Source organism: Streptomyces sp. NPDC006487, from assembly GCF_042870555.1.
Lineage (GTDB): Bacteria > Actinomycetota > Actinomycetes > Streptomycetales > Streptomycetaceae > Streptomyces.
Window position 1 is genome coordinate 1 of sequence record NZ_JBIAHN010000015.1, and the last position, 11677, is coordinate 11677.

Annotated in this window: 12 protein-coding genes, 1 tRNA gene and 1 pseudogene; 5 read left to right on the forward strand and 9 right to left on the reverse strand. The window is 72.4% G+C overall.

Annotated elements, in window-relative coordinates:
- Nucleotides 1-124: 124 nt before the first annotated feature.
- The 4 genes from ACFYM0_RS25905 to ACFYM0_RS25920 are packed head-to-tail and all read right to left on the reverse strand — an operon-like array spanning nucleotide 125 to nucleotide 4196.
- Nucleotides 125-646: a pyridoxamine 5'-phosphate oxidase family protein gene (locus ACFYM0_RS25905; protein ID WP_327252244.1), complete on the reverse strand. Its 522-nt coding sequence runs from the start codon at nucleotides 644-646 to the stop codon at nucleotides 125-127.
- Between the two features lie 36 nt (nucleotides 647-682).
- Complete coding sequence (locus ACFYM0_RS25910) at nucleotides 683-1411, reverse strand: VWA domain-containing protein (protein WP_388505455.1); 729 nt, start codon at nucleotides 1409-1411, stop codon at nucleotides 683-685.
- On the reverse strand, nucleotides 1408-2556 hold the full coding sequence (locus tag ACFYM0_RS25915; protein ID WP_388505457.1) for an acyl-CoA dehydrogenase family protein: 1149 nt from the start codon (nucleotides 2554-2556) through the stop codon (nucleotides 1408-1410). Before ACFYM0_RS25915 ends, ACFYM0_RS25910 begins: the two co-directional genes overlap by 4 nt.
- On the reverse strand, nucleotides 2553-4196 hold the full coding sequence (locus ACFYM0_RS25920) for a FadD3 family acyl-CoA ligase (RefSeq protein WP_388505459.1): 1644 nt from the start codon (nucleotides 4194-4196) through the stop codon (nucleotides 2553-2555). The genes ACFYM0_RS25915 and ACFYM0_RS25920 overlap by 4 nt, the downstream gene beginning before the upstream one ends.
- A gap of 126 nt (nucleotides 4197-4322) precedes the next feature.
- On the opposite strand from ACFYM0_RS25920, the pseudogene ACFYM0_RS25925 reads away from it, so the two are divergent.
- A pseudogene (locus tag ACFYM0_RS25925) lies at nucleotides 4323-4712 on the forward strand (flavin reductase family protein); the annotation flags it as partial.
- Nucleotides 4713-4759: 47 nt separating this feature from the next.
- On the opposite strand, the gene ACFYM0_RS25930 reads toward ACFYM0_RS25925, so the two are convergent.
- Nucleotides 4760-5473: a helix-turn-helix transcriptional regulator gene (locus tag ACFYM0_RS25930; RefSeq protein ID WP_388505840.1), complete on the reverse strand. Its 714-nt coding sequence runs from the start codon at nucleotides 5471-5473 to the stop codon at nucleotides 4760-4762.
- A 116-nt stretch (nucleotides 5474-5589) separates the two neighbouring features.
- Between ACFYM0_RS25930 and ACFYM0_RS25935 the strand changes: the two genes are divergently transcribed.
- Genes ACFYM0_RS25935 through ACFYM0_RS25945 form a run of 3 tightly spaced genes read left to right on the forward strand, consistent with a single transcriptional unit; the run spans nucleotide 5590 to nucleotide 8348 of the window.
- Nucleotides 5590-6720, forward strand: a complete 1131-nt coding sequence (locus tag ACFYM0_RS25935) for an LLM class flavin-dependent oxidoreductase (protein ID WP_388505462.1) — start codon at nucleotides 5590-5592, stop codon at nucleotides 6718-6720.
- 3 nt (nucleotides 6721-6723) lie between these two features.
- Nucleotides 6724-7455 (forward strand): SDR family NAD(P)-dependent oxidoreductase, encoded by a 732-nt coding sequence (locus tag ACFYM0_RS25940; protein WP_388505464.1) that lies wholly within the window; start codon nucleotides 6724-6726, stop codon nucleotides 7453-7455.
- Entirely contained in the window at nucleotides 7452-8348 is an 897-nt protein-coding gene (locus tag ACFYM0_RS25945) for an alpha/beta hydrolase (RefSeq protein ID WP_388505467.1), read from the forward strand. The genes ACFYM0_RS25940 and ACFYM0_RS25945 overlap by 4 nt, the downstream gene beginning before the upstream one ends.
- Nucleotides 8349-8357: 9 nt before the next feature.
- On the opposite strand, the gene ACFYM0_RS25950 is transcribed toward ACFYM0_RS25945, so the two are convergent.
- Nucleotides 8358-8432 (reverse strand) — tRNA-Ala (locus tag ACFYM0_RS25950).
- A 67-nt stretch (nucleotides 8433-8499) separates the two neighbouring features.
- Here ACFYM0_RS25950 and ACFYM0_RS25955 point away from each other — a divergent pair.
- On the forward strand, nucleotides 8500-8829 hold the full coding sequence (locus ACFYM0_RS25955; protein ID WP_388505468.1) for a hypothetical protein: 330 nt from the start codon (nucleotides 8500-8502) through the stop codon (nucleotides 8827-8829).
- Between the two features lie 17 nt (nucleotides 8830-8846).
- Here ACFYM0_RS25955 and lepB read toward each other — a convergent pair whose 3' ends face one another.
- The 3 genes from lepB to ACFYM0_RS25970 all read right to left on the reverse strand — a co-directional run bounded on the left by lepB (nucleotide 8847) and on the right by ACFYM0_RS25970 (nucleotide 11665).
- Nucleotides 8847-9698, reverse strand: coding sequence for a signal peptidase I (gene lepB / locus ACFYM0_RS25960; protein ID WP_388505471.1), 852 nt, complete (start codon nucleotides 9696-9698; stop codon nucleotides 8847-8849).
- A 127-nt stretch (nucleotides 9699-9825) separates the two neighbouring features.
- A complete protein-coding gene (locus ACFYM0_RS25965; RefSeq protein ID WP_388505473.1) occupies nucleotides 9826-10983 on the reverse strand; it encodes an acetyl-CoA C-acetyltransferase in 1158 nt (385 codons plus the stop codon).
- A gap of 46 nt (nucleotides 10984-11029) precedes the next feature.
- A complete protein-coding gene (locus tag ACFYM0_RS25970; protein WP_243330338.1) occupies nucleotides 11030-11665 on the reverse strand; it encodes a TetR/AcrR family transcriptional regulator in 636 nt (211 codons plus the stop codon).
- Nucleotides 11666-11677: the final 12 nt, after the last annotated feature.

Consider the following 11677-nt stretch of genomic DNA (forward strand, 5'->3'; position numbering starts at 1 on the left):
GCTGCACTGGTACAACTACCACCGACCCCACACCGGCATCCAAGGCCAAACACCCGCCAGCCGCGGCACCAACCTGTCCGGACAACACACCTAGGCCGGCTTTTCGGATCTTGCCCGGCCCGGCTCAGCCCGCCGCGGGTTCCTCGCGGGCCGGCTCGTCGTCATTGCCCCGGCGCAGGGTGCGCAGCCCGTGCTCCGGGGTCCATGAGCGGACCACCAGGTCGTCGCCCTCGACACCGACGTGGACCACCTCCGTCAGCTCGGCCCGGAACAGGTCGAAGGGGTGCGGGGTGTCGTTCTCCTCGGCTTCCTCCGCGTACCGGTGGAGCTCGGGCTGTTCCACGATCTCCACCGCGCGCCCGGCGATCCGCACGTCCCCGTCGGGCATGGTCTCGCCCGGACCCGGGTTGGTGTGCAGGGCGAAGCGCCCGTCGCGCCGCAGGTCCTTCCCCTTCATCGAACCCGGCATCATGCCCAGCCACAGCTCCCCGCCGCGGATCTCGACGTTCAGTCCGGTCGCGCGCGGGGAGCCGTCCTTGCGCAGGGTCGCCAGGACGTGGTGCGGGAACTGTGCGAAGCGGGCTTGCACGGCCGCCGCGAAGTCGGGTTCCGCCTTCTCGAATACGGCCCAGTTGTTCGTCGTCATACCTCCATCAAAGCGCGAGGTGGCGACAACCGCCCCTCAGGCGCGCACGATTCCGGCTGCCCGGGCAGCGGCCAGCCACGCCGGGAACTCTCCCAGCAGCCGGTCGTACAGCTCCGAATCCGTGACGGCCCGCGGGTCGGGACCGGCATGAAAGTAGCCCGCGTTGTCCACGACCCGTGCGGCCGGGACGGGGAGTTCGTCCAGCCGCCGCAGGAAGTCGAACTGCGAGCTGCGGGTGTTCCCGAAGCCGACGAACTGCCAGAAGAGCGGCAGCCGGGCCGCCTTGCACAGGTACCTCTCGGCAGCCGACTTGCTGGTGGGCCCGCCGTCGGTCTGGAAGACGACGAGCGCCGGGGCGGACGGCCCCGAATCCAGGTAATGGTCGATCACGGCGTCCATCGCCGCGTGGTAGGCAGTCCTGCCCATGTGGCCGAGTCCGGCGGCGATCGCGGTGACCCGTCCCTCGTGGCCGGCCAGGGAAATCTCCTCCAGCGCGTCGACCTCCGTGGAGAAGAAGACAACGGGTACGCGGCCGTCGTCGTCCAAGTGGGCGGACAGTCCCAGTACCTGGTCGGCGAGGGCCTGCACGCTGCCGTCCTCGTAGTACGGGCGCATCGAGCCGGAGTAGTCGAGCACGAGGTAGACCGCGGCGCGTCCACCCTCCAGGCCGTGTTTGCGGAGCGAGACCCCGGCGCTTTTGTAGAGGCTCACGAGCGCCGGAGCGGTCCGTTCGATCTTCCGGAGGTCTATCGCGCTGCCGGTCATGGGCCGAGGGTACGACGGCCCGCGGTCCCCGCGCTGTCGTTCGGGAGGAACCCCAGCCGGGCCGCCAGCCGTTCACGGTGCGCGGCCGGGGAACCGAAGAGCAGGGCCGAGCCGTGCGCCCGCTTGAAGTACTCGTGCGCCTCGTGCTCCCAGGTGATGCCGATGCCGCCGTGCAGCTGGATCATCTCGCTCGCCACGTACGCGCAGGCCTCCGAGCAGGCCGACTTGGCGGCGGCCGCCTGCTCCGGGGCCGCGTCGGCCGCGGCCGCCGCGAGGGCGAGGGAGCGGGCGCCCTCCACCGCGGTGTGCAGGTCGGCGAGCCGGTGTTTGACCGCCTGGAAGGAGCCGATGGGCCGCCCGAACTGCACCCGCTCCTTCGCGTACCGGACCGTCGCCTCCAGCGCCCGCGCCGCGGCGCCCACCTGTTCGGCGGCGAGCGCCGTGCAGGCCAGGTCCCGGACCCGGGCGAGGACCCCGGCGCCGTCGGCCGACAGCAGCCGGGCCGGTGTCCGGTCCAGGGTCAGCTCCGCGAGCGGTCGGGTGCGGTCCATCGTGGACCGTACGGTGAAGGCCGCCGGTGCGGCGAGGAGCTCGAACAGGCCGAGCCGGTCCGGGGCCGTGCCCGCGGCGCCGTCCATCCGGGCGAACGCCAGCAGCAGGGACGGTTCGGACGGGCCGGCCAGGACGTACCGCTTCGTGCCCGTGAGCAGCCAGTCCGGTCCGGCGGGCTCGGCCCGGGCCGACAGGTCGCCGGGCTCCCACCCGCCTCCCGGGGCGAGCGGGCCGCCCGGGGATTCCGGGGCCTCCGCCCAGGCCAGGGCCCCCACGACCGTGCCCTCCGCCAGGTGCGGCAGGTGCTTCGCGCAGGCCTCCCGGTCGCCGGACGCGAGCAGGGCCGCAACGGTCAGCACCGCGGAGCCCAGGTACGGTACGGGGCTCAGCGCGCGCCCCAGCTCCTCCATGACCACCCCGACTTCGGCGGGCCCGCAGCCCAGCCCGCCGTACTCCTCGGGGACGGCCAGCGCGGCCGCGCCGATCTGCGCCGTCAGCGGAGCCCAGGCCGCGTGGCCGGGGTGGCGGGCCAGGACCGCCCGTACCGCGTCCCGGAGTTCCTCCTGCTCCGCCGTCCGTTCCAGCGGCCTCACGCCGACTCCCCCCGCGCCGTGCGGCGCAGCTCCGTCTTCAGCAGCTTGCCGCCCGCGTTGCGCGGGAGCTCCTCCAGCAGGGTGAACCGGCGCGGCACCTTGAAGTTGGCCAGGCGTTCCCGGGTCCAGGCGGTCAGCTCCTCGGGGGTGACCGGCCCGGTGGTGACCACGTAGGCCACTCCGACCTCGCCGAGCCGCTCGTCGGGGGCGCCGACGACCGCCGCATCGGTGATGGCGGGGTGGGTCAGCAGCACGTTCTCCACTTCCGCCGGGTAGGCGTTGAACCCGCCGACCACGTACATGTCCTTCAGCCGGTCGGTGATGGCGAGGTAGCCCCGCCCGTCGAGCACGCCGATGTCCCCGGTGCGCAGCCAGCCGCCGGGCAGCACGGCTTCGGCGGTGCTCGCCGGGTCGTCCAGGTAGCCGGGGGTGACGTGGTAGCCGCGGACCTGCACCTCGCCCGGCTCCCCGGCGGGCAGCACCGTGCCGAGCGGGTCGGTGATCCGTACCTCGGTGTCCGGGAGCGGCAGCCCCACGGTGTGGGCGAGGGTCCGGGCGTCGGCGTCGGTGGGGCAGACGGACACGACCCCGCCGGACTCGGTGAGCCCGTACGCGGTGAACACGTCGGGCACCCCCAGTTCGCCGCGGATCTCCTCGACGAGGGAGGCGGGCACCGAGGCGGCTCCGGTGCCGGCCAGGCGCAGCGCGGACAGGTCGTGCGCGGCCCGCGCCGGGTGGCGGATCAGGCCGTGGAAGACGGTCGGCGGGCCCATCAGGCAGGTCACGCGCTCGGCGGCCATGCGGTGCAGGATGCGGTCGGTGTCGTAGACGGCCTCGGGGAGCATGGTGACTCCGCGCAGCAGGCAGGCGAGCACTCCGGCCTTGTAGCCGAAGGTGTGGAAGAAGGGGTTGACCAGCAGGTACCGGTCTCCGGGGCGCAGGCCGACGAGGCCGGACCAGGAGGCGTAGAGCCGGACGGTCTGGCCGTGGGTGGTCATGACGCCCTTGGAGCGGCCGGTGGTGCCGGAGGTGTAGAGGATGTCGCTGAGGTCCTCGGGGCGTACGGCGGCCGCGCGCGCGGCCCGCTCCGCCTCGGGGACGGCCTCGCCGGCGTGCAGGTACGCCTCCCAGGAGAGGGCTCCGGGCGGGCCGTCGGGGCCCGGGTCGCGGCGTCCCCCGCGCCCGTCCCGCAGGATCACCGTCGAGGCGAGCGCCCCGAGGTCCTCGCCGGAGGCGTGCAGGTCACGGGCGTAGTCGGTACCGAGGAACCCGCGCTCGGTGAGCAGGACGCGGGCGCCGCTGCGCCGGACGACGTCGGCGGCCTCGGCGGGCTTGTAGCGGGTGTTGACCGGTACGAGGACCGCTCCGGCGCCGACCGCGCCGAGGGCGGCGGTGATCCAGCGGCGGCTGTTGGGAGCCCAGATCGCGACCCGGTCGCCGGGGCGGATGCCGTGGGCGATGGCGGCGCGGGCGGCCGCGGAGATCTCGGCGGCGAGGCGGGCGAAGGTCCAGCGGGCCTCTCCGTCGGCGAGCGCCTCGCGCTCCCCGTACGCGGCGGCGGCGTACTCGGGGAGCCGGGCGAGCGTGGCGGGTGGCTTTGACTGCGCCTCCGGCCGGGGCTGGGGCGGGGGTGGTGGCATCGGATCGGACCCTCCCTACTTGACGAGCGAGCGTGGGCGGTATCCAATCACAGGTGTTTCGGTTAGGCATATACCTAGTAGAAATAATCAGGGAGGGTTCTCATGAGGGAGGAAGCCATGTCCGGCATGAAGTCGGTCCTGTCCAGCTTCTGCACCGGCGTCGCCGTCATCACGGCATGCGGAGCCGACGGCCGTCCCGTGGGGATGGCCGTTCAGTCCTTCTCCTCCGTGTCCCTGGACCCGCCGCTGGTCTGCTTCTGCCCGGCGCGCGCGTCCACCACGTGGCCCCGCATCCAGGAGGCGGGAGCCTTCGCCGTCAACATCCTCGCCGCCGACCAGCAAGAGCTGTGCCGCCGGTTCGCCGTCACCGGGGGCGACAAGTTCGCCGGGGTCCCCTGGCGGTCGGGCGGGAACGGCGCACCCCTGCTGGACGCGGTCCTCGCCACCGTCGAGTGCGACCTCGAGGCCGTCCTGGACGGCGGCGACCACGCCATCGCGCTGGGCCGGGTCACCGCCCTGACGGCGCACCGCGAAGGCGCACCACTGCTCTACTTCCGGCGAACCTACGGGCGCTTGCCCGGCGCCGGGTCCGGGGCCGGGGCCGGGGCGGGGTTCGAGTCCGGGTCCGGGGCGGGGTTCGAGTCCGGGTCCGGGGCCGGGGTGCGGTCCGGGGTGCGCCCGCTCTCCAGTGCCGTGGCCTCGGCGAGGTCGTCGAGCATGGCGGCCGCCAGGTCGCGCTCGGAGGCGTAGTACCGTTCCGCCCACTTGAGGGTGAGCGTGGGGTACGCCCACGAGGCCTCTTCCCTGGCCCCCTCCGCGTCGGCCACCGCGCGCCGCCGCATCTTCTCCGCGAACTCCTGGTGCTGTGCGAGGACTTCGCGCATCTGCTCCGGCTCCAGCAGGTGGCCGAGCCACAGCCGCAGCATCGGTCCGTGCTTGAGCACCGGCGGGTCCACGGGTGCTTCGCGCGCCCAGCGCCGTACGGCCGTCATGCCCTCGTCGGTGATCCGGTACACCCGCTTGTCGCGGCTGCCGGTCTCCTGGGCGACCATCCGCGAAGAGGCGTAGCCGGCCTTCTCCAGCCGCTTGAGCTCGCTGTAGATCTGACTGAAGGACGGGCTCCAGTAGAAGAAGCGCAGCGACCAGTCCGACCACTTCTTCAGGTCGTAACCGGAGAGCTCCTCTCCGAAGGAGAGCAGCCCGAGCACCGCCCAGCTGGTCGCGGGGAGGGTGCGCCCGTTCGTCTCTTCTGTCGCCTCATTGGTCACGCAGCGCAGTCTACGACCGGTCTTCGTGGCGGCCCTTCCGCCAGCAGGATATGACTGCTAGAAGTATTCCTATTCGAAATACATCTCTGATGTGCCGTGCGCAGCGCACGGCTGGGAGGCACCCCGTGAAGTTCTCGATGATCTTCGAGGCGCAGCTCGTCGACCCGACGCCCGAACGCGAGCGCCAAGTCATCCACGACTGCGTCGAACAGGCCGTGTTCGCCGAGGAGATGGGCTTCGACCGGATCTGGGCCGTGGAACACCACGCCCTCACCAGGTACGCCCACATGAGCGCCTCCGAGATCTTCCTGACCTGGGTCGCCGCCCGGACCGAGAAGATCCGCATCGGCCACGGCGTCGTCACCATGCCCTTCGGCTACCAGCACCCCGTGCGCGTGGCCGAACGCGCCGCCATGCTCGACGTGCTCTCCGGCGGCCGAGTGGACATCGGCGCCGGCCGTGGTGCCACCCGCCAGGAGATGTCCATGTACGGGGTCCGCCCCGAGGACACCTACCCGCAGATGGAAGAGGCGCTGCGGATCTTCTCCTCCGCGTGGCGCGAGGAGAAGTTCGAGTGGCACGGCTCCATCGACATCGGCCCCGGAGCGATCCTGCCCCGCCCGGTCCAGGACCCGCACCCGCCGCTCTTCATGGCCTGCTCCAAGCACGACACCCTCAAGCTCGCCGCCGAACTGGGCATCGGAGCCCTCGTGATGGGCTTCGCCGGCGCCGACGACGTACGCACCATGCGCAAGGTCTACGACGAGGCCATCGCGACCCGCAGCGGCGACCGGTTCGTCTCCACCGAGGTCAACGACCACCTCTCCGCGCTCTGCCCCACCATCGTCCTCGACGATGCCGAACGCGCCCTGCGCCTGGGCACCCGCGGCCAGCGCTTCTTCGCCGAGTCCATAGCCCACTGGTACGGCAACGCCCCCGAGCCGACCGGCTACTCCGAGGAGGAGACCGCCGAGGACCACGTGGCCGCACTGGAGAAGGGCCGCGAGGAGCTGGTCGCCAAGCTCCACGAGGCGAACATCCCGGCCCGCCCCGTAGACACCGGCACCTACAACGCCGAGCATGCCTACGGCAACGCCCGGACGGCCATCGCCTACGTCGAGCAGCTGCGCGAGATCGGCGTGGACGAGGTCATGTGCCTGATCCAGATGGGCACCGTTCCCCAGGAGGCCTGCATGGAGACGATCCGCCAGTGGGGCGAGCACGTCATCCCGCACTTCCGCGCCCTGGAGGGCTGACCCGTGAGCCCAGCCCTCGACGGCAAGGTCGTCGTCATCACCGGCGCCGGACGCGGCCAGGGCGCGGCCGAGGCCCGGCTGTGCGCCGAGGCCGGAGCGCGGGTCGTGGTCACCGACATCCGGGAGGAGGAGGGCCGCGCGGTCGCCGGCTCCCTCGGTGGCCAAGGCCTCTACGTACGCCACGACGTGGCCGACGCCGACAGCTGGGCGGAGGTGGTCCGCGAGGCCGTACGCGCCTTCGGCACGGTCTCCGCCCTGGTCAACAACGCCGCGCTGTGGCGCACGGCCCACGTGGAGCGCCAGAGTCTGGAGGACTTCGAAGCCCTCCTGCGGGTCAACCTGCTCGGTCCGTTCCTCGGCATCCAGGCCGTGGCCCCGGTGCTGCGCGCCGGGGGAGGAGGCTCGATCGTCAACGTCTCCTCCACCGCCGGACTGGTGGGCATCCCGGGCCACGCGGCTTACGGATCCAGCAAGTTCGCCCTGCGCGGGCTGACGAAGTCGGCCGCACTGGACCTGGCCGGGGACCGGATCAGGATCAACTCCGTGCATCCGGGGGCGATCGACACCCCGATGGTCAGCGCGGCCGTCGCGGGGCGGGACTGGTCGCACCTTCCGCTGGGGCGGATCGGGCGGCCCGAGGAAGTCGCGGAGCTTGTCCTCTTCCTCTGCTCCGACGGCTCCTCGTACATCACGGGCGCGGAGTTCACGGTCGACGGCGGGATGACGGCGCGATGAGCGGTACCGGTACCGGATCCCTGTCCCCGGCGGCCCGCGGGCTGTGCGACGCGATGGCGGCCGTCTTCCCCGGCCCGGGTGACGTGGCGGCCCTGCGGGCGGCCGCGTCGGGCTCGCCGCGCGGCGGCGTGGAGGTGGCCTCCGTACGGGACGCGGTCGCGGACGGCGTCCCCGTGCGGATCTACGACCCGGCGCCCGGCGCCGGGGGCCGCCCGCTGACGGTGTTCTTCCACGGCGGGGGCTGGGTGATGTGCGGCCTGGACACCCACGACGCGCTGTGCCGGGCACTGGCCGTGGCCTCGGGCGCGGTGGTGGTGTCCGCGGACTACCGCCTCGCGCCCGAACACCCGTGGCCGGCGGCGACCGACGACGCGCTGACGGTGCTGCTGTGGGCCGGGGCCCGGGCGGCCGAACTGGGCTGCGACCCCGCGCGGCTGGTCCTCGCCGGGGACTCCAGCGGAGGCAACCTCGCGGCCGTGACGGCCCTGCGGGCCCCCGGACTGGCCGCCGGCCAGCTGCTGTTCTACCCGCCCCTGGACGCCTCGATGGAGCACCCTTCCGTAGCCGAGTTCGCGGAGGGCCACTTCCACACGGCCGCGCACATGGCCTGGTACTGGGACCAGTACGGCGGCGACCCGGCCCACCCGCACGTCTCACCGCTGCGGGCCCCCGACCTCTCGGGGCTGCCGCGCACCCTGCTGGTCCTGGCCGACTGCGACGTCCTGCGGGACGAGGGCCTGGCCTACGGGCGAAGGCTGGGGGAGGCGGGCGTGGACTGCGCGATCCACCTGGTCCCCGGGGTCTTCCACGGGTTCCTCGGCCTGCCGCTCCCCGCCGGGCGCGCGGCGATCGCGGCGGCGGGGGCGTGGGTGGCGGCGACGGCCGCGAAGTAGGGGGGAGGGGGCTGGGCGGCCGGATTCGAACCGGCGTCCTCCTCCATGCTGTGTAGGCGCACTACCTCTGTGCTACGACCCAGCCCTTGCCCGGATCCTAGGCGCGGACCCCCCCTGATGTGCACACGAATATCCCCGGCATGATGTGCGCATGTCGATATCGGTCCCCGGGGCCTTGGTGCGCAACTCCCTGGCCCTCGCAGCGGAGTTCGCCGCCTCCCTGCTGATGCGAGGCTCCCAGCCGCACTGGCTGCCGGTGATGCTGGCGCTGGTCGCCCTCGTGTCCGGGCTGCCGCACGGCACCGAGGCCGGCTTCGTGCACCGGATCGTGCTCGCGCTCGGCGCGGTGGCGATCGTGCTGTGCGCCGCCCGCGCGTGGGAGGAACCGGAGCCGCTGTTCTGGCAGGTGCTCACGGCAGGCCCGCTGCTGGCCCAGACGGTCTCCCTGACCCGCATCTCCCGCCGCGCGCCCGCACGCTGAACCGGCGGGCGGTCCGGCTAGGGCTTGCTCCGGTCACCGATTCCGGGCTGACCGAAGGTCTCCGGGACCGGTAGTCCCGCCCAGCGGGTGACGGGCCAGGCCACGACGACGGCGCGGCCGACGACGTCCTCGACCGGCACGAATCCGTGGGTCTTCGGGTCGTCCAGGTGATAGCGGGAGTCGGAGGAATCCCGGCGGTGGTCCCCCATGACCCAGATCTTTCCCTCGGGCACGGTGACGGGCCCGAACGGCTTGTCGTCGCAGGGGGTGTCGCCCGGGAAGAGGTACGGCTCGTCCAGGGCCTTGCCGTTGACCTCGACCGGTCCGTTCAGGCGGCATTCGACCGTGTCGCCGCCGACCGCGATGACGCGCTTGATCAGGTCCTTCTCGTCGGCCGAGGGCATCAGGCCGATGGTGGAGAGGAGGTTCTGGACGACGTTGCGCTCCGGGGTCGGCTGGCCCGCCAGCCAATCGCTCGGGTCGTGGAAGACGACGACCTCGCCGCGTTCGGGCTCCGAGCCGAACCAGGGGGTGAGCTTGTCGACCAGCACCCGGTCCCCGCGCTGGAGGGTGTTCTGCATCGAGACGGAAGGGATGGAGAACGCCTGGAACAGAAAGGTCTTGATCAGGAACGCCAGCACCAGGGCGGTGACGACGAGCAGCGGCAGCTCCTTCCAGAGGGGGCGCTGCCCAGACCCGGTCCCGGACCCGGTCCCAGACCCGGTCCCGGACCCGGTCCCAGACCCGGTCCCGGTCCCGGACCCGGACCCGGTCCCGGACCCGGACTCGGTCCCCTCGCCCGCGGTCGCCGTCGTGCGGGCGCCGGCCGGATCCCGGGAACCGGCCTGCGCGTCGCCTGGGTCGCCCATGGGGGCCTCCGATCACTTTTCGGCTGGGCCCAAGGAAACACGATGCGGCGGTGTGCAGGCGGTAAAGACGCCCCCCGGAGCAGTCCCCCGGAGCAGTGCCCCGGGGGCCGGGTTCCGGCGGGCGGAGCTACAGCCGCTCGATGATGGTGACGTTGGCCTGGCCGCCGCCTTCGCACATGGTCTGGAGTCCGAAGCGGCCGCCCGTGCGCTCCAGTTCGTGCAGGAGGGTCGTCATCAGCTTGACGCCCGTCGCGCCCAGGGGGTGTCCCAGGGCGATCGCGCCGCCGTTGACGTTGACCCGCGCGGGGTCCGCGCCCGTTTCCTTCAGCCACGCCAGGACCACCGGGGCGAAGGCCTCGTTGATCTCGACCAGGTCGATGTCGGAGAGGGACATGCCCGTCTTCTTCAGGGCGTACGCCGTCGCCGGGATCGGCGCCGACAGCATGCGGATCGGGTCCTCGCCGCGCACCGACAGGTGGTGGATGCGGGCCCGCGGGCGCAGCCCGTGTTCCCGTACCGCCCGCTCCGAGGCCAGCAGCATCGCCGCCGCGCCGTCCGAGACCTGGGAGGAGACCGCCGCCGTGATCGTGCCGCCCTCCATGACGGGCTTGAGGCCCGCCATCTTCTCCAGGGTGGTGTCGCGGCGCGGGCCCTCGTCCACCGACACCGATCCGTACGGGACGATCTCCCGCTCGAAGCGTCCCTCGTCGATCGCGCGCAGTGCCCGCTGGTGCGAGCGCAGGGCGAACTCCTCCATGTCGAGGCGGGAGATGCCCCACTTCTCGGCGATCAGCTGGGCCCCGTGGAACTGGTTGACGGGGGAGTCCCCGTACCGGGCGCGCCACCCCGCCGAGCCCAGGTACGGGCCGTCGGTGAAGCCCAGCGGCTCCGCCGCCTGCCGCGAGGCGAAGGCGATCGGGATCATCGACATGTTCTGGGTGCCGCCCGCGACCACCAGGTCCTGGGTGCCGGACATGACGCCCTGCGCCGCGAAGTGCACGGCCTGCTGGGAGGATCCGCACTGGCGGTCGATGGTGACGCCGGGGACCTCTTCGGGGAGCCCCGCCGCCAGCCAGGCCGTCCGGGCGATGTCGCCGGCCTGCGGCCCCACCGTGTCGAGGCAGCCGAAGACCACGTCCTCCACGGCCGACGGGTCGATCCCGGACCGTTCGACGAGGGCCTTGAGGACGTGTGCCCCCAGGTCGGCCGGGTGGACCTCGGACAGGCCCCCCTTGCGCCGCCCCACGGGGGTGCGTACCGCTTCGACTATGTAGGCCTCGGGCATCGGAACTCCTCAGGGATATCCAGGCGTGTGCCGGGGATGTGCGGGATTACGTTCGTGTGGCGATGCCGTCCAGAACCATCGACAGGTACTGGCGGGCGATCTCCTCCGGGCTGTGCTGGCCGCCCGGCCGGTACCAGGACGCCGCCACCCACACCGTGTCGCGCACGAAGCGGTAGGTGAGGCGGATGTCCAGGTCGGCGCGGAAGACCCCGTCCGCGACCCCGCGCTCCAGCGTCCCCAGCCACGCCTTCTCGAACTTGACCTGCGAGTCGGAGAGGTAGTGGAAGCGGGGCTGGACCGACAGGTGCCGGGACTCCTTCTGGTAGATGGCGACCGCGGCGCGGTGCCGGTCGATCTCCCGGAACGATTCGGTGACGAGGGCCTCGATGGTCTCCCTGGGGCCGAGACCGGCGGCGAGGACGGTGTCGTACCCCTCCCACAGCTCGGTCAGGAAGGCGGAGAGGATCTCGTCGAGCATCGATTCCTTGGAATCGAAGTGGTAGTAGAGGCTGCCGGCGAGCATCCCGGCGGCGTCGGCGATCTTGCGGACGGTGGTGGCGTTGTAGCCCTGCGCGGCGAAGACCTCGGCGGCGGTGTCGAGGAGTTCGCGGCGGCGTTCGGGCGACGCCGTCACCTGGGGCTTCTTCTTGGCCGTCGGTGCGATCGGCTTGTTCGTTGGCACGCGTCCATTCTG